The organism is Burkholderia reimsis (genome assembly GCF_003294055.1).
Lineage (GTDB): Bacteria > Pseudomonadota > Gammaproteobacteria > Burkholderiales > Burkholderiaceae > Burkholderia > Burkholderia cepacia.
This window is the reverse complement of the sequence record NZ_QMFZ01000027.1, coordinates 36,406-52,323: the sequence shown is the minus strand read 5'-3', so window position 1 is coordinate 52,323 and position 15,918 is coordinate 36,406. Positions and strand designations below refer to the sequence as shown.

14 protein-coding genes are annotated in these 15,918 nt (G+C 66.1%); 10 read left to right on the top strand and 4 right to left on the bottom strand.

All coding sequences use genetic code 11. The features are described 5' to 3' along the window. Window positions 1–14: 14 nt before the first annotated feature. The 3 genes from DPV79_RS27300 (at window position 15) to DPV79_RS27290 (ending at window position 3,078) form a co-directional block, all read left to right on the top strand. Window positions 15–1,829 (top strand): aminopeptidase P family protein, encoded by a 1,815-nt coding sequence (locus DPV79_RS27300; protein ID WP_059486488.1) that lies wholly within the window; start codon window positions 15–17, stop codon window positions 1,827–1,829. Between the two features lie 77 nt (window positions 1,830–1,906). Next, on the top strand, window positions 1,907–2,458 hold the full coding sequence (locus DPV79_RS27295; RefSeq protein ID WP_021161782.1) for a cysteine hydrolase family protein: 552 nt from the start codon (window positions 1,907–1,909) through the stop codon (window positions 2,456–2,458). Continuing rightward, complete coding sequence (locus tag DPV79_RS27290; protein WP_059486485.1) at window positions 2,455–3,078, top strand: HAD family hydrolase; 624 nt, start codon at window positions 2,455–2,457, stop codon at window positions 3,076–3,078. The genes DPV79_RS27295 and DPV79_RS27290 overlap by 4 nt, the downstream gene beginning before the upstream one ends. A 134-nt stretch (window positions 3,079–3,212) precedes the next feature. Here the strand turns inward: DPV79_RS27290 and ettA are convergent, their stop codons facing one another. The 3 genes from ettA to gcvA form a co-directional block, all read right to left on the bottom strand. After that, entirely contained in the window at window positions 3,213–4,880 is a 1,668-nt protein-coding gene (gene ettA, locus DPV79_RS27285) for an energy-dependent translational throttle protein EttA (protein ID WP_039352138.1), read from the bottom strand. A gap of 190 nt (window positions 4,881–5,070) precedes the next feature. After that, window positions 5,071–5,379 carry a DUF3761 domain-containing protein gene (locus DPV79_RS27280; protein ID WP_113046961.1) on the bottom strand — a complete coding sequence of 103 codons (309 nt, stop codon included), beginning with the start codon at window positions 5,377–5,379 and terminating at the stop codon, window positions 5,071–5,073. Between the two features lie 112 nt (window positions 5,380–5,491). Beyond that, window positions 5,492–6,409, bottom strand: coding sequence for a transcriptional regulator GcvA (gene gcvA / locus DPV79_RS27275; RefSeq protein WP_027788483.1), 918 nt, complete (start codon window positions 6,407–6,409; stop codon window positions 5,492–5,494). A gap of 193 nt (window positions 6,410–6,602) precedes the next feature. Between gcvA and DPV79_RS27270 the strand changes: the two genes are divergently transcribed. The 5 genes from DPV79_RS27270 (at window position 6,603) to DPV79_RS27250 (ending at window position 12,495) form a co-directional block, all read left to right on the top strand. Further along, window positions 6,603–7,919 (top strand): MFS transporter, encoded by a 1,317-nt coding sequence (locus tag DPV79_RS27270; RefSeq protein ID WP_113046960.1) that lies wholly within the window; start codon window positions 6,603–6,605, stop codon window positions 7,917–7,919. Window positions 7,920–8,000: 81 nt separating this feature from the next. Next, window positions 8,001–8,345 carry an MmcQ/YjbR family DNA-binding protein gene (locus DPV79_RS27265; protein ID WP_021156959.1) on the top strand — a complete coding sequence of 115 codons (345 nt, stop codon included), beginning with the start codon at window positions 8,001–8,003 and terminating at the stop codon, window positions 8,343–8,345. Between the two features lie 412 nt (window positions 8,346–8,757). Beyond that, the gene (gabP, locus tag DPV79_RS27260) at window positions 8,758–10,149 is read left to right on the top strand and encodes a GABA permease (protein ID WP_021156961.1); all 1,392 of its coding nucleotides are present in this window, start codon (window positions 8,758–8,760) and stop codon (window positions 10,147–10,149) included. 435 nt (window positions 10,150–10,584) lie between these two features. Continuing rightward, complete coding sequence (locus DPV79_RS27255) at window positions 10,585–11,394, top strand: alpha/beta hydrolase family protein (RefSeq protein ID WP_244321820.1); 810 nt, start codon at window positions 10,585–10,587, stop codon at window positions 11,392–11,394. A 39-nt stretch (window positions 11,395–11,433) separates the two neighbouring features. Then, the gene (locus tag DPV79_RS27250; RefSeq protein WP_113046958.1) at window positions 11,434–12,495 is read left to right on the top strand and encodes a radical SAM family protein; all 1,062 of its coding nucleotides are present in this window, start codon (window positions 11,434–11,436) and stop codon (window positions 12,493–12,495) included. 73 nt (window positions 12,496–12,568) lie between these two features. Here DPV79_RS27250 and ychF read toward each other — a convergent pair whose 3' ends face one another. Continuing rightward, window positions 12,569–13,663, bottom strand: coding sequence for a redox-regulated ATPase YchF (gene ychF, locus DPV79_RS27245; RefSeq protein WP_021156964.1), 1,095 nt, complete (start codon window positions 13,661–13,663; stop codon window positions 12,569–12,571). Between the two features lie 247 nt (window positions 13,664–13,910). Between ychF and DPV79_RS27240 the strand changes: the two genes are divergently transcribed. Continuing rightward, the gene (locus tag DPV79_RS27240; protein WP_060058102.1) at window positions 13,911–15,089 is read left to right on the top strand and encodes a UbiH/UbiF family hydroxylase; all 1,179 of its coding nucleotides are present in this window, start codon (window positions 13,911–13,913) and stop codon (window positions 15,087–15,089) included. Between the two features lie 90 nt (window positions 15,090–15,179). Next, complete coding sequence (locus DPV79_RS27235; protein WP_059554492.1) at window positions 15,180–15,908, top strand: DsbC family protein; 729 nt, start codon at window positions 15,180–15,182, stop codon at window positions 15,906–15,908. Window positions 15,909–15,918: the final 10 nt, after the last annotated feature.

Sequence of the window (15,918 nt, the reverse complement as noted above, 5' to 3'; positions counted from 1 at the left end):
TCTCAGGTGAAATCATGAATGCCCGTCTTCCCGAAGTCTCGCCGGTGCCGGCCCGTCTCGCGCTGTTGCGTGGCGCGATGGTCCGCGAGGACCTGGCCGCCTATCTCGTGCCGTCCGCCGATCCCCATCTGTCCGAGTATCTGCCGGAGCGCTGGCAGGCCCGCCGCTGGCTGTCCGGCTTCACGGGCTCGGTCGGCACGCTGGTCGTAACCGCGGATTTCGCAGGGCTGTGGGTCGACAGCCGCTACTGGGTGCAGGCCGACGCCGAACTGGCCGGCACGGGCGTGCAACTGATGAAGATGACGGGCGGGCAGCAGAGCGCGCCGCACGTCGACTGGCTCGCGCAGAACGTGGCGGCGGGTGCAACCGTCGGCGTCGACGGCGCCGTGCTCGGCGTCGCGGCCGCACGCGGGCTGACGGCCGCGCTGAACGCGCGCGGCATCGCGCTGCGCACCGATCTCGACCTGCTCGACGCGATCTGGCCCGAGCGGCCGGGGCTGCCCGGCGATGCGGTGTTCGAGCACGCAGCGCCGCAGGCCGACACGACGCGCGCGAGCAAGCTGGCCGAAGTGCGCCGCGCGATGCGTGCGCAGGGCGCGCAGTGGCATTTCGTCTCGACGCTCGACGATCTCGCATGGCTGTTCAACCTGCGCGGCGCCGACGTCAACTTCAATCCCGTATTCGTTGCGCACGCAATGATTGGCGCCGATCGCGCGACGCTGTTCGTCGCCGACGGCAAGGTGTCGCCGGCACTGGCCGCGTCGCTTGCGCAGGACGGCGTCGACGTTCGCGCCTACGACGCCGCGCGCGCCGCGCTCGCGGCACTGCCCGACGGCGCGACGCTGCTGATCGATCCGCGCCGCGTGACGTTCGGCACGCTCGAGGCCGTGCCGGCCGGCGTGAAGCTCGTCGAGGCCGTGAATCCGTCGACGTTCGCGAAGTCGCGCAAGACATCCACCGAGATCGAGCACGTGCGCGTGACGATGGAGCACGACGGCGCCGCGCTCGCGGAATTCTTCACCTGGTTCGAACAGGCCGTGAACCGCGAGACGATCACCGAGCTGACGATCGACGAGAAGCTCACTGCCGCGCGCGCGCGGCGCCCCGGCTATGTGTCGCCGAGCTTCGCGACGATCGCGGGCTTCAACGCGAACGGCGCGATGCCGCATTACCGCGCGACGCCGGAGTCGCACGCGACGATCGCCGGCGACGGGCTGCTGCTGATCGATTCGGGCGGCCAGTACGTGACGGGGACGACCGACATCACGCGCGTCGTGCCGGTCGGCACCGTCAGCGACCTGCAGCGGCGCGACTTCACGATCGTGCTGAAATCGATGATGGCGCTGTCGCGTGCCCGATTCCCGCGCGGTATCCGCTCGCCGATGCTCGACGCGATCGCGCGCGCGCCGATGTGGGCGGCCGGGCTCGACTACGGGCACGGCACGGGGCACGGCGTCGGCTACTTCCTGAACGTGCACGAAGGCCCGCAGGTGATCTCGCACTACGCGCCGGCCGAGCCGTACACGGCGATGGAAGAGGGCATGATCACGTCGATCGAGCCGGGCGTGTACCGTCCCGGCCAGTGGGGCATCCGGATCGAGAACCTGGTCGTGAACCGCGCGGCCGGGCAGACCGAGTTCGGCGATTTCCTCGCGTTCGAGACGCTGACGCTGTGCCCGATCGACACGCGCTGCGTGCTGATCGAGATGCTGCATGAAGAAGAACGCGCGTGGCTGAACGCATATCACGCAACGGTGCGCGAGCGCGTCGGCCGGCACCTGAGCGGCGACGCGAAGGCGTGGCTCGACGCGCGCACGCAGCCGATCTGATGCAACGCGCGGTAGCGGCCGAGTAACGATTGGATAGCGGTCGAACGACGGCCGGACAATAACGACGAGGGCAAGCAATGGCGGACACTGCAGTGATCGTGGTCGACATGCAGCGCGGGCTGGTGGAGCGGGCGAGGCCCGCGTACCGGCTCGATGACGTGGTGTCGGGCATCAACCGGTTGACGGCGGCGGCGCGTGCGGCGAACGCGCCCGTGTGCTTCGTGCAGCACGACGGCGACGCGGACGACGACGTCGTGCCCGGCACGCCGGGTTGGGAGCTGCACGCGGGGCTGGTCGTCGGGAACGGCGACTGGCGGGTGCGCAAGCAGATGAGCGATTCGTTTCACGATACGCCGCTCGCGGCGCAACTCGAGCGCCACGGCATCCGTTCGGTGCTGATCTGCGGTTATGCGACCGAGTTCTGCGTCGATTCGGCCGCGCGCCGCGCAGCGCTGCTCGGCTACCGGACGACCGTCGTGTCCGACCTGCACACCACGAACGAGCGCACGCACCTGTCGGCCGCGCAGATCGTCGCGCATCATCACTTCGTATGGGAAAACAATTCGCTGTCGGGCAACCCGGTGACGCCGCGCCCGCTCGCGGACGTCCTTGCGACGGAGTTCGCATGACGATCAAGGCCGTGGTATTCGATTTCGGCGGCGTGCTGATCGACTGGAGCCCCGAGTACCTTTACCGGGAACTGATTCCCGACGACGCCGAGCGTCGCTGGTTCTTCACGCATGTGTGCACGATGGACTGGGTGGTCCGCCAGGACGGCGGGCAGACGATCGAAGAGGGGACGGCCGAGCTCGTCGCGAAGTTTCCGGCGCACGAGGGGCTGATCCGCGCGTTCTATGCGCGCTGGCACGAGATGATCGGCGGCGTGCTCGACGAAGGCGCCGCGCTCGTCGACCGGCTCGACGCGCAGGGGATGCCGCTGTTCGGGCTGACGAACTGGTCCGCGCAGACGTTTCCGTATGCGTGGGACAACTTCCCGGTGCTGCGGCGTTTCAGGGACATCGTCGTGTCGGGCCGTGTGAAGCTCGTGAAACCCGATCCGGCGATCTACCGCGAGATGCATGCGCGGATCGAGCCGCACTTGCCGGGCATCGCGCCGCACGAACTCGTGTTCATCGACGACAACGCGAAGAACGCCGCGGCCGCGACGGCGCTCGGCTGGCACGGCATTCATCACACGAGTGCGGCGGCGACCGAGGCACGACTGCGCGAACTGGGCGCGCTGGCGTAAGCGGCAAGCGTGCAGCCAGCCGCCGGATAAAAAAACGGGCCGCAGGCCCGTTTTTTTGTTCCGCTTCCGGAGCGAGACCAGCCTCGGTGCCCGTTCCTGCGTTGCCGCAGTGCCGGGCGCCGGGGCCGCGCCGCTCAGCGGCTGATCGGCTTGTAGCGCAGACGCTTCGGCTTCGCGGCTTCCTCGCCGAGGCGCGCACGCTTGTCGGCTTCGTATTCCTGATAGTTGCCGTCGAAGAACGTGACCTGCGAATCGCCTTCGAATGCGAGGATGTGCGTCGCGATCCGGTCGAGGAACCAGCGATCGTGCGAGATCACCATCACCGAGCCCGCGAATTCGAGCAGCGCGTCTTCCAGCGCGCGCAGCGTTTCGACGTCGAGGTCGTTCGACGGTTCGTCCAGCAGCAGCACGTTGCCGCCCGAGATCAGCGTCTTCGCGAGGTGCAGGCGGCCGCGTTCACCGCCGGACAGGTTGCCGACGATCTTCTGCTGGTCGCCGCCCTTGAAGTTGAAGCGGCCGATGTACGCGCGCGACGGCGTTTCGTACTTGCCGACCGTCAGCACGTCGGCGCCGCCCGAGATTTCCTCGAACACCGTCTTCGAACCGTCGAGCGCGTCGCGGCTCTGGTCGACGTACGCGAGCTTCACCGTCGGGCCCATCACGACTTCGCCCGAATCCGGCTGTTCCTTGCCGGTCAGCATCTTGAACAGCGTCGACTTGCCGGCGCCGTTCGGGCCGATGATGCCGACGATCGCGCCGGCCGGGATCTTGAAGCTCAGGTTGTCGATCAGCAGGCGGTCGCCGAACGACTTGCTGACGTTCTTGAACTCGATCACTTCATTGCCGAGGCGTTCGCCGGCCGGAATGAAGATTTCCTGCGTTTCGTTGCGCTTCTGGTATTCCTGGCTGCTCAGCTCCTCGAAGCGCGCGATACGCGCCTTCGACTTCGCCTGGCGGCCCTTCGGGTTCTGGCGCACCCACTCCAGTTCCTTCTTGATCGCCTTCTGGCGCGCCGATTCCGACGCTTCTTCCTGCTTCAGGCGCTCTTCCTTCTGGTCGAGCCAGCTGCTGTAGTTGCCCTTCCACGGAATGCCGTGGCCGCGGTCGAGTTCGAGAATCCACTCGGCCGCGTTGTCGAGGAAGTAGCGATCGTGGGTGACCGCGACGACGGTGCCCGGGAAGCGCACCAGGAATTGCTCGAGCCAGTCGACCGATTCCGCGTCGAGGTGGTTGGTCGGTTCGTCGAGCAGCAGCATGTCGGGTTTTTCGAGCAGCAGCTTGCACAGCGCGACGCGGCGCTTCTCACCGCCCGACAGGTGCTCGATCTTTGCGTCCCATGACGGCAGGCGCAGTGCGTCGGCGGCCACTTCGAGCTGTTGCTCGGGGCTGCCGCCGTCGCTCGACGCGAGGATCGCTTCGTACTTCGCCTGCTCGGCGGCGAGCGCGTCGAAGTCGGCGTCCGGCTCCGCGTACGCCGCGTAGATTTCCTCGAGCTTCTTGTTGGCCTGGAACAGGTCGCCGAGGCCTTCCTCGACGGCTTCGCGCACCGTCTTCGTCGGATCGAGCTGCGGCTCCTGCGGCAGATAGCCGATGTTCAGGTTCGGCATCGGCGTGGCTTCGCCTTCGATGTCCTTGTCGACGCCCGCCATGATGCGGATCAGCGTCGACTTGCCCGAGCCGTTCAGGCCGAGCACGCCGATCTTCGCGCCGGGAAAGAACGACAGCGAGATGTCCTTCAGGATCTGGCGCTTGGGCGGCACGATCTTGCCGACCCGGTTCATCGTGAAAACGTATTGGGCCATTTGGGTGTGAAAGTCAGAAGTGGTTGAGACTGCCGCGCAGCGCGCGGGCGTGGCGGCGTCGGGTGATTCGGTACGGAGCGTGCCGCGCACGGCGCGGCGGCGTCGCCGGGTGTCGGCGGCGCGAGCGGCTATTGTACTTCGCCGCCGGCCGCCGCTGGCGCGACACCTGGCCTTTTGGCCGGGGCCGCGCTCACAGCCACGCGGCGACGCCGCCGTGCCCCGAGCACGTGCCGCGCCGATGGCGGCTGAAGCTGTAGGTGCCGTCGCGGCAGCGCGCGCTCGCGCCTTCGGGCATGCGGCCCGATTTCGAGTGCGCGGGTGCGTGCACGGTTTCGCCGTCGCGGTTGCGATACGTGTCGTGACGGTCGAGATCGGCTTCGTTGCCGTAGCCGGGCGGTGCGCGGTACGCGTGTGCGGGTTGGGGCAACGCGGCGCAGGCGACGAAGAAGACGGCGGACAGTGCCGCGATGCGTGTCGCGCGGCAGAACAGGGCAGGCATGGTCTCTCCCGGTCGGTTTGTTGTTATCGATGTCGGGCGGACGGCCCGCGCCGCATGTTAGCGGATCGGCGCCCGACCGGCGCCGGTGCCGGCGCCGCGCGGCGGCGTGACGCTACGCCGCGCCCGACATCGAGGCCGCGCCGTCGGCCTGCGCGGCCTCGAGGATCCATCGGCGAAAAGCGGCGACCTTCGGCCGCTCGGCGTGATGCGGCGGATAGACGAGGTAGTACGCGAAATCGTCGAGCCACGCGACGTCGGCGAGCTGCACGAGCCGGCCGCTTGCCAGCTCGCCGCGCACCATCGCGGCCGGCAGCAGCCCGGCGCCCTGGCCGGCGACGATCGCCTGCAGCAACAGGCCCGAGTCGTCGAACGCGGGGCCGCGCGGCGGGCCGATATCGTCGATCCGCTGCGCGCCGAACCAGATGTGCCAGCCCTTGCGCTCGGCGTCGTGCAGCTGCGGCCAGCCGACCAGATCGGCGGGCGTCGCCGGCATGCCGAGCCGCGCGACGAGGTCGGGCGACGCGAGCGCGACGATCTCCACCGTCAGCAGGCGCTCGCTGCACAGGCCGATGTAGCGCCCGAGGCCATGACGGATTGCAACGTCGACGCCGTCGCGCGAAAAATCCGCGAGCGCGTGGCTCGTGACGACCTGCAGGTCGACGTCAGGGCACGCGTGCCGGAATTGCGCGAGGCGCGGGACGAGCCACGCGGATGCGAAGAACGGGGTGACGCTCACCGTCAGCACGCCGCTGTCGGCGGCGCCCGACACGCGCTGCGACGCGTCGGCGATCTGCCGGAACGCATTGCGCACCGGCGGCAGGTAGTCGCGGCCGGCGGCCGTCAGCAGGATGCCGCGGTTGACGCGCTCGAACAGCTGCACGCCGAGGTGCGTCTCGAGCGTGCGGATCATCTGGCTCACCGCGCCGGGCGTGACCGACAGCTCCTCGGCCGCCGATTTCACGGACAGGTGGCGGGCGGCTGCTTCGAATGCACGCAGCGCGTTGAGCGGCGGCAGGCGGGAACGATTCATTGAGTTTTTCTAAAGCGAATGACCGATGAAATATCGTTTGAGGCGGCGCGTGTGCGCGAGTACCGTTGTCGCATCCGATTGCGTGCTGTGTGGCTGCATTGCGGCAGCCAATGCGATCAACATAGTTCAACTATATCCACGAGGCAAACCGGACGCCGTGAGGTGTCCGGCGGGACCTGAGAGGAGCATCGTCATGATCCGCCCGGGCACATCGCGCCATTTCTTCTATGGCTGGTACGTGGTCGCGGCCGCGTTCGCCGTCACGTTCGTCGGGTTCGGCAGCGCCTATACGTTCAGTGCGTTCGTCGAGTCGCTGCAGCGGGACTTCGCCGCGTCGCGCGGCCAGATCTCGCTCGTGTTCTCGCTCGCCGGCTTCCTGTATTTCGGTTTCGGCATCGTCAGCGGGCCGCTGGCCGACCGCTTCGGCTCACGGCGGCTCGCCGTCGCCGGGATGTTGCTGACGGCCGCCGGGCTCGCGGCTGCCGGCGCCGCGCACACGCTGCTGCAGGTTTATGTCGCATACGGGCTTGGCGTCGGTTTCGGCGTCGGCTGCGCATACGTACCGGCGGTCGGCGCCGTGCAGCGCTGGTTCGTGCGCCGGCGCGGCTTCGCATCGGGGCTCGCGGTCGCGGGGATCGGTGTCGGCACGCTGGTGATGCCGCCGCTCGCGTCCACGCTGATCGCGCAGGTCGGCTGGCGCGGCGCGTATTTCACGCTGGCCGTGATCGCGGTCGTGATCGGCGCGGGGATGTCGCTGCTGATCGAGAACGACCCGCGCGGGCGGGGGCTGCTGCCGGACGGGGAGGCTGCGCATGAGCCCGGCGGCGGGGCGCACGTCACCGGGCACGGTGCGAGGGCCTCGGTGTCCGCCGCCGCCGCGAGGCGTCAGCCGGTCGCCGCTTCGGCGCCTGCCGGCGCGACGGTGCGCGAAGCCGTCATGTCGCGGCCGTTCGCGAGCCTGTACGCCGCATGCCTCGCCTGCTCGTTCGGCGTGTTCGTTCCGTTCGTTCACCTCGTGCCGTACGCGCTCGATCATGGCGTCGCGCCGTCGACGGCCGTGCTGCTGCTCGGCGCGATCGGCGTCGGCAGCACGGCCGGCCGCTTCTTCCTCGGCGGCCTCGCCGACCGCTTCGGCCGCCGTGCGTCGCTGCTCGCGATGTTCGCGGGCATGGCCGTCGCACTCGTCGCGTGGGCCGGTGCCGGCACCGTCGCGACGCTTGCCGCGTTCGCGCTCGTGTTCGGCGTGTTCTACGGCGGCTGGGTCGCCGTGCTGCCGGCGGTCGTGATGGACTACTTCGGCGGGCGCAACGTGAGCGGGATTATCGGCGTGCTTTATACGAGCGTCGCATTCGGCACGCTGATCGGGCCGGCCGCGGCCGGTTTCATCTATGACGCGGGCGGCGGTTATCTCGTGCCGATCCTGGCCAGCGCCGCCGTGAATGCGATCGCCTTCGCGATCGTCGCGACGACGGGGCGTGCGCCGGTGGCCGCACGTGCGGCGCGCGGATAGGCGCACGTCCCGCGGCGTGCCTTCGCGAATTCCGGTAGGGTGGCCGGATCGTGAACCGAAGAAGTGCAGCCGGGAGGCCTCATGACATTCGACGAAGTCCGCCAGATCGCGCTGGCATGGCGCGGCGTCGAGGAAGGTACGTCGTACGGCACGCCTGCGCTCAAGGTGAGGGGCAAGATGCTCGCGCGGCTGCGCGAGGACGGCGACACGCTCGTCGTGAAAGGTGTCGGCCCCGACGAGCGCGCGTGGCTGATCGAATCGGAACCGGACGTGTATTACGTGACGGATCACTACGTCGGCTGGCCCATCGTGCTGGTGCGGCTGTCGGCGGCCCGTCCGGACGCCGTGAAAAAACTGCTTCTGCGAGAATGGCAGGCCGTCGTCCCCGCCAAATGGCGCGACGAGAGGGCGCACGGCGCGAACTGACACGCCGGTCGCGGCCTGCTGCCCGGCGTAGCCGGGCGCTTTCGGCGCGGCTCGCGCGCCGGCACGAACGGGTACAAGCGTTGCATCGATCGATGTCGATGCAACGAGTGGTTCCATCGAAATTCTTCAATTGGTTCTTAGTGAAGAACCGTTTGGTGCTTACACTCCTTCGCTTCGAAGGCAGCTGACGAAAGCCGACGGAAACGGCGCACGCGATGCGTCGGCGCACCGCGCGCCGCATCGCACCCGCAGCTTCGCAGACTGCGCGGCGCGCCGATCCGAACGGTCCCATCCGGCCGCATGCCCGCGTGCGATGCACGCGCGCTCGCAGCCGGATTCAAGAACGACAACTCCCCCTGCTGCCTTCACGCGATACCCGGCCATACCGGAACCGTTTTTTGGAGAGAGACAGATGAGTGGAAGCAACACAGGCCTCGGTACGGGCCTGAAGCAGCGGCACGTGACGATGATGTCGATTGCCGGCGTGATCGGCGCGGGCCTGTTCGTCGGCTCCGGCCACGCGATCGCGGAAGCCGGCCCGGCGTCGATCCTCGCGTATGCGATCGCGGGCGTGCTGGTCGTGCTGGTGATGCGCATGCTCGGCGAGATGGCCGTCGCGCATCCGGACAGCGGTTCGTTCTCCACCTATGCCGATCGCGCGATCGGCCACTGGGCCGGTTTCTCGATCGGCTGGCTGTACTGGTGGTTCTGGGTGCTCGTGATCCCGATCGAGGCGACCGCCGCCGCGACCATCCTCAATGCATGGTTCCCCGGCGTTGCAACCTGGGTCTTCGCGCTCGGCATCACGCTGGTGCTGACGGTGACCAACCTCTTCTCGGTCAAGAACTACGGCGAATTCGAATTCTGGTTCGCGCTGATCAAGGTCGTCGCGATCGTCGTGTTCCTGTGCATCGGCGGCGCGGCGATCGTCGGCATCATTCCCGCGCCTGCCGTGTCGGGCGTATCGAACCTGTTCGTGCACGGCGGCTTCATGCCGCACGGTGCCGGTGCGGTGCTCGCGGCGATGCTGACGACGATGTTCTCGTTCCTCGGCACGGAGATCGTGACGATCGCGGCCGCCGAATCGGACAACCCGCAACGCCAGATCGTGCGCGCGACCAATTCGGTGATCTGGCGCATCACGCTGTTCTATCTCGGCTCGATCCTGATCGTCGCGGCCATCGTGCCGTGGAACGATCCGCTGCTGCCGAAGCACGGTTCGTATCAGCGCGCGATGGAGCTGATCGGCATCCCGAACGCGAAGGCGATCATCGACGTGATCGTGCTCGTGTCGGTCGCGAGCTGCCTGAATTCGGCGCTGTACACCGCGTCGCGGATGCTGTTCTCCCTGTCGAAGCGCAAGGACGCGCCCGCGTTTCTGCACCGCACGGATTCGACCGGCACGCCGCGCGCGGCCGTGCTCGCATCGACCGCATTCGGCTTCCTGACCGTGATCGCGAACTACCTGATGCCGGAACAGGTCTTCGGCTTCCTGCTGGCGACGTCGGGCGCGATCGCGCTGCTCGTGTATCTCGTGATCGCGATCTCGCAGCTGCGGATGCGCAAGACGCTCGAAGCGACCGGCGCCGACCTGACGCTGCGGATGTGGCTGTTCCCCTGGCTCACGTGGCTGGTGATCCTGTTCATCTGCGGCACGCTGACTGTGATGCTCGTGAGTGAGGATCACAGGATGGAAGTGGGTGCGACGGCCGTGCTGGCGCTGATCGTGCTGCTGGCATCGTGGCTGAACAAGCGCGGCCGCGATGCGCAGGCGAGCGCGGGGCGGCGGGTGTCGGCGATGTGAGGTGACGACGAAGCGGCGGCGGACCGAGTGTTTGCCGTCGGCTGGTGAGGAGATTACCGGCGTGAAAAATGGCCCGATCGGCGAAAGCCGGTCGGGCCATTTGCTTTTCGGGACAAACGGGTACCGCTTTCCGGTGTCGACGCGAGTTGTTCGGTAACAGCATGCGGCATTGAAATTTGTGGTCAAAAATCGAACTCGTCTGATTTTACTGGCGGCAAAAAATTAATACATTGATCACCTCGATAAACGGGGTGAATCGATGGGCGAATCGATTTTGAATCCTTTTTTACACGACCAAATTCAGAAATCGGGCCGTATGTTCGTTCCGGAATGCCGGGCACATCCTTGCATGATTATCGTATCGGGACCCGAGCGATGAACCGGCCGTCGTTATCTCGTGTATGCGTTGCATTTCATGCCCGCGATGGATTTCCGTTGAAGGGCACGTATTTTCCGGTGGCCTCGGCCACTTGCTTTCCTGTTCTCATTTGCCCCGCGACGGGCGTTCGCCAATCCTTTTATTTTCCATTCTCGGATTGGCTGAATGCAATCGGGTATCCAGTATTCGTATTCGATTACCGGGGGATGGGGGCGTCGCTCGGCACGCGCCATGTTCGCCAGTCGCGCGCACGCAAACAGGACTGGGGCCAGCTCGACATGCCCGCCGCGCTTGACTGGCTTCTTCGTGAAACCGGCGCGAGCGAAGCTCACCTGATCGGTCACAGTGCGGGCGGGCAACTGGTCGGACTGATGCCGAATCACGCGTCGATCCGTTCGTTATGCGCGATTTCCGCGTCATCCGGATACGTCGGCAACATCCGGTGGCCGAAGCGAATCGCTGCGTTGTTGCTGGCGAATCTCTATGTTCCGGTTACCGCACGCCTACTCGGCTATGTGCCTGCGAGGGTGCTCGGTTGGGGCGACGATTTGCCGGCACGCGTCGGGCTTCAGTGGGCCCGATGGTGCCGCCGCCCCGGATATATGGCGAACGAGTTCGGGGTCGGCGTTACGCAGCACCACTACAACGAATTCTCCGCTCCCGTCACGGTAGTTGCTGCGACCGACGACCCACTCGCGACACCGGCCAACATCGAAGACTGGCTGCGATGGTTGCCGCGGGCCAAAAGCAATATCCATTTCATCAGTCCGGAAAACTGCGATGGCCGAGCAATCGGTCACGTCGGCATGTTTCGTCGCCAGTATTCGTCGTTGTGGCCGGAACTCATCAGAGGATTGCGGGGTTGACGTTCAGGCGAGCTTGCATCCTCGTATCAGGAGACCAAGATGGACGATTCAAAAGATATGAAGGCGCGCTTCAAAGCAGTCAGAAACGAAGCGAGTGAAACGCGCGCATCGCTTTACCATCTCACGAATCAATGCAACTTGCGATGCAAGGGGTGCTGGTTCTTCGAAAACGAATTCGACGTCGCATCGGATGAGTTAAACGATACGTCGCGTCTTGAGGCGCGCGTGAAGGACGAGGCCGGGCGCGGGGTCAACGCACCATTGCTGATCGGCGGCGAGCCTGCGTTGCATCTCGACCGGATAAGAATATTCCGGAAACACATGCCGAAGGTGTCCGTCTCGACAAACGGCCTTCGGCGCATTCCAATCGAGGGCTTCGAAGATATCACCATCGCGATCTCTGTATTCGGTGGCGGGCCGCTCGATGACGAACTGCGCGCGATCGGTCCGAATGGGAAGCGTTTCGCGGGCTTGTTTGACAAGGCGCTACTCAACTATCGCAATGACGAGCGGGCGGGTTTCGTCTATGCGGTGTCGATCGACGGAATTGCCTATATCGAAGATACGGTGCGCAAGATTCAAGATAACGGAAATCGACTGCTGTTCAACTACTACAGTCCATACGACGTTGCCGGCCCGCTTCGCCGGCGTGGTGAGGAGCAGCTCCTGGATGTGTTGCTCGAACTGAAGGCGAAATATCCGGAAACAGTGGCGAGCCATCCCTATTATCTGGCTGCTCTCATGCGCGGGGAGACCGCATGGGGGATATTCGACCATACTAGTTGCCCGAGCGTCAGCGAGGCTCATCCGCAGAACGCCACGCGTTTCACGTCGGGGTGGCCCGCGTTGCCGAAATTCAACGCGTATCGTGCAGACATGCATACGCTAGCGCGCTGCTGCACATCAGGAGAATGTGCGAAGTGTCGAGACAGCCAGGCCGTGATGTCGTGGTTGCTGGTCAATGCCAAGCAAGTTATGCAGGAAGACGACGGGCTCAGAACGTGGACGGAAGTGGCGGAGAGCTATTTCAGTCAGTTCGTCTGGTCGAGATACCATCCGCGCAGTCGTCTTGAGCGTATCTCGAGTCGCACGATGCAATGACACAACGGGCCGCTCGCCCGGAAAATGAAAAGCCCGCTGCAGCGGGCTTTTCATTGAGATCTTGATGTAACGCTCAGACGTTGAACAGGAAGTTCATCACGTCGCCGTCGTGCACGACATATTCCTTCCCTTCGGCGCGCATCTTGCCGGCTTCCTTCGCGCCTTGCTCACCCTTGTACGTGATGAAGTCGTCGAACGCGATCGTCTGCGCGCGGATGAAGCCGCGCTCGAAGTCGGTATGGATCACGCCGGCCGCCTGCGGTGCCGTGTCGCCGATATGGATCGTCCACGCGCGCACTTCCTTCACGCCCGCGGTGAAATAGGTCTGCAGGCCGAGCAGCTTGAAGCCCGCGCGGATCACGCGGTCGAGGCCCGGTTCTTCCATGCCCATGTCGGCGAGGAATGCTTCCTTGTCGGCATCGTCGAGATCGGCGATTTCCGCCTCGATCGCCGCGCACACGGCGACCACCGGCGCATTCTCGCTTTCCGCGTACTTGCGCACGGCATCCAGGTGCGCGTTGTTCTCGAAACCGTCGTCCTTCACGTTGGCCACGTACATGGCCGGCTTCGCGGTGATCAGGCAGAACGGCTTGAGCAGCGCCTCTTCGTCGTCCGACAGCGCGAGGCCGCGCACGGCCTTGCCCTGGTCGAGCTGCGCGCGCACCTTCTCGAGCACGGCGACGAGCTTCGCCGCTTCCTTGTCGTTGCCCGACTTCGCGGCCTTCGAATAGCGCGTGAGCGCCTTCTCGACGGTGCCGAGGTCGGCGAGCGCGAGTTCGGTATTGATCACTTCGATGTCGTCGATCGGGCTGACCTTGCCGGCGACGTGAATGACGTTCTCGTCCTCGAAGCAGCGCACGACGTGCGTGATTGCATCGGTTTCGCGAATGTTGGCGAGGAACTGATTGCCGAGGCCTTCACCCTTGCTCGCGCCTGCGACGAGGCCCGCGATGTCGACGAACTCGACGACGGCCGGCACGACACGCTCCGGCTTGACGATCTCGGAGAGTGCCTTCAGGCGCGTATCGGGCACTTCGACGATGCCGACGTTCGGCTCGATCGTGCAGAACGGGTAGTTCTCGGCGGCGATGCCGGCCTTGGTCAGCGCATTGAACAGGGTGGACTTGCCGACGTTGGGCAAGCCGACGATGCCGCATTTGAGACTCATGGAATCCTTCGGACGGGTAAGGCGGCGCGGCCGGACAGGGCACGGCGGCGCGGGAAAAAAGGGCGGCCGGCGCTTGGGGCGCGGCGGGCCGACGGTCAAAGACGCTATTGTACCGTGCCGGCGCCCCCGGATTGCGGGCCGGCGCCGAACGGCCGATGCGGCGGGCCGCCGCGCTGCATCGGCCGCCTGCGATTCTGCTGATTTCCCGCAAAGTCCGGCCGCGTAAGGGTTTGGCCCCGCGGCTATAATGCCCGCCATGACTGCCCACCACTCCTTCGACGTCGCCGTGGTCGGCGGCGGGCTCGTCGGCAAGACTGCCGCGCTCGCGCTGACCCAGTCCGGCTACAAGACTGCCTTGCTCGCCCAGCCGGCCGCGCCGCGCCCCGCCGATCTCGTATTCGACACGCGCGTCTACGCGCTGTCTTCCAGTTCGCAGGCGTTGCTCGAGCGGCTGCGGGTCTGGCAGGCGCTCGACCACGGCCGGCTCGCGCCGGTCTACGACATGCGCGTGTACGGCGATGCGCACGCGGAACTGCATTTCTCCGCGTACCAGGCATCCGTGCCGCAGCTCGCGTGGATCGCCGAATCGTCGCTGGTCGAGGCGTCGCTCGACGCCGCGCTGCGGTTCCAGCCGAACCTCACGTGGTTCGAGGCGCGCGCGCAGGGCTTCGACGTACACGACGACGCAGCCGTGCTCACGCTGTCGTCGGGGCAGGTGCTGGAAGCGGATCTCGTCGTCGGCGCGGACGGCGCGCATTCGTGGGTGCGCTCGCAAATGGGGGCCAAAGTCGAACGGCGCGACTACCGGCAAACCGGAGTCGTCGCGAACTTCAAGGCGTCGCTGCCGCATCGCGAGACGGCCTACCAGTGGTTCCACGAAGGCGAGATCGTCGCGCTGCTGCCGCTGCCGGACGGCCATGTGTCGCTCGTCTGGTCCGCGCACACCGCGCATGCGGATGAATTGCTCGCACTCGATCCGGCGCAGCTCGCGGCCGAGGTGGAGCGCATGTCTCATGGCCAGGTCGGCACGCTCGACTGCGTGACACCGGCCGCCGGCTTCCCGCTGGCGCTGCAGACGGTCGACAAGCTGATCGCGCCGCGCGTCGCGCTGGTCGGCGATGCCGCGCACCTGATCCACCCGCTCGCGGGACAGGGGATGAACCTCGGCCTGCGCGATGTGGCGGCGCTTGCCGATGCGATCGCCGGCAAGGAAAGCTTCCGCAACCTCGGCGATACGGTGCTGCTGCGCCGCTACGAGCGTTCGCGCCGCGAGGACATCCGCGCGCTGATGGTCGCAACCGACGGCCTGCAGCGGCTGTTCGCGGTGCCGGGCTCGCTCGCGAAGGCCGTGCGCAATGCGGGCATGGCCTTCGTCGGTGCGCAGCCGCTCGTGAAGCGCTGGCTCGTGTCGGCCGCGCTCGGCTGATCGAACCTTCGGCCGCTTCGCCGGTCGGACACGGTTCCGTTACGGCGTACACTGTGCCGTGAACACCGATTGAGCTGAAGGAAGATTTCGATGAAAAAAACGATCCGCATCGCGTCGCTGGCGCTGGCCGTCACGATGGCGACGCTTGGCTGCACCGCGCAGGCCGACCAGACCACCGACAAGCTGAAAGCCACGCTGCAGGCCCGCCTCGGCAACGATGCGCCGATCAAGAGCGTGTCGAAATCGCCGGTCGCGGGCCTGTACGAAGTGAACCTCGGCTCGCAGATCATCTATAGCGATGCGGCGGGCGACTACGTGCTGCTCGGCGATCTCGTCGACACCAAGACGCACAAGAACCTGACCGACGCCCGCCTGTCCGAAATCAACAAGATCGACTTCGCGAGCCTGCCGTTCTCGAATGCGATCAAGGTCGTCAAGGGCAACGGCGCCCGCAAGATCGCGGTGTTCTCCGATCCGAACTGCCCGTACTGCAAGAAGCTCGAGACGACGCTGCAGTCGGTCGACAACGTGACCGTCTACACGTTCCTGTACCCGGTGCTGTCGCCGGATTCGACCGCGAAGTCGAAGGCGATCTGGTGTGCGACCGACCGCGCGAAAACGTGGGAGAGCTGGATGCTCGACCATCGCGCACCGACCGGCGCCGGTACCTGCGATACCGCCGCACTCGACAAGAACCTCGCGCTCGGCCGCGGGATGAACGTCACGGGCACGCCGACGATCTTCCTGCCGGACGGCCGCCGCCTGCCGGGCGCCGTATCGGCCGACCAGCTCAACCAGGCGCTCGCGTCGAGCAAGTAACCGACCATCC

Coding starts and splice junctions, on each gene's coding strand:
- DPV79_RS27300 (WP_059486488.1), top strand. CDS start 15: ATGAATGCCCGTCTTCCCGAAGTCTCGCCGGTGCCGGCCCGTCTCGCG.
- DPV79_RS27295 (WP_021161782.1), top strand. CDS start 1,907: ATGGCGGACACTGCAGTGATCGTGGTCGACATGCAGCGCGGGCTGGTG.
- DPV79_RS27290 (WP_059486485.1), top strand. CDS start 2,455: ATGACGATCAAGGCCGTGGTATTCGATTTCGGCGGCGTGCTGATCGAC.
- ettA (WP_039352138.1), bottom strand. CDS start 4,880: ATGGCCCAATACGTTTTCACGATGAACCGGGTCGGCAAGATCGTGCCG.
- DPV79_RS27280 (WP_113046961.1), bottom strand. CDS start 5,379: ATGCCTGCCCTGTTCTGCCGCGCGACACGCATCGCGGCACTGTCCGCC.
- gcvA (WP_027788483.1), bottom strand. CDS start 6,409: ATGAATCGTTCCCGCCTGCCGCCGCTCAACGCGCTGCGTGCATTCGAA.
- DPV79_RS27270 (WP_113046960.1), top strand. CDS start 6,603: ATGATCCGCCCGGGCACATCGCGCCATTTCTTCTATGGCTGGTACGTG.
- DPV79_RS27265 (WP_021156959.1), top strand. CDS start 8,001: ATGACATTCGACGAAGTCCGCCAGATCGCGCTGGCATGGCGCGGCGTC.
- gabP (WP_021156961.1), top strand. CDS start 8,758: ATGAGTGGAAGCAACACAGGCCTCGGTACGGGCCTGAAGCAGCGGCAC.
- DPV79_RS27250 (WP_113046958.1), top strand. CDS start 11,434: ATGGACGATTCAAAAGATATGAAGGCGCGCTTCAAAGCAGTCAGAAAC.
- ychF (WP_021156964.1), bottom strand. CDS start 13,663: ATGAGTCTCAAATGCGGCATCGTCGGCTTGCCCAACGTCGGCAAGTCC.
- DPV79_RS27240 (WP_060058102.1), top strand. CDS start 13,911: ATGCCCGCCATGACTGCCCACCACTCCTTCGACGTCGCCGTGGTCGGC.
- DPV79_RS27235 (WP_059554492.1), top strand. CDS start 15,180: ATGAAAAAAACGATCCGCATCGCGTCGCTGGCGCTGGCCGTCACGATG.